Raw genomic sequence first — 358 nt, forward strand, 5'->3', positions numbered from 1 at the left:
TGCCCTCCGACAACGAGAAGGACCTCATCAAGCGCGTCATCGCGGTCGGCGGGGACACCGTCGAGTGCGAGGGCGAGGGCCCGGTGAAGGTCAACGGGATCGCGCTCGACGAGCCCTATGTCTACCCCGGCAACACCCCCTGCGGGACCAAGCCCTTCGGTCCGGTGAAGGTGCCGGACGGTCGGATCTGGGTGATGGGCGACCACCGCGCGGACTCGCTCGACTCGCGCTTCCACATGGACCAGCCGGGTGGCGGCACCGTCCCGGTGGACGATGTGATCGGGCGTGCCTTCGTGGTGGCCTGGCCGATCAACCGCTGGTCGACGCTGCCGGTGCCGGACACCTTCGACCAGAAGGG

At 69.0% G+C, this 358-nt stretch carries 1 protein-coding gene; it reads left to right on the top strand.

Annotation, left to right across the window (positions count from 1 at the left end; genetic code table 11):
* Window positions 1–358: signal peptidase I (gene lepB, locus VR45_RS20655; RefSeq protein WP_045941280.1), on the top strand; the 358-nt coding region annotated here is incomplete at both ends.

Source organism: Streptomyces sp. NRRL S-495, from assembly GCF_000966955.1.
Lineage (GTDB): Bacteria > Actinomycetota > Actinomycetes > Streptomycetales > Streptomycetaceae > Kitasatospora > Kitasatospora purpeofusca.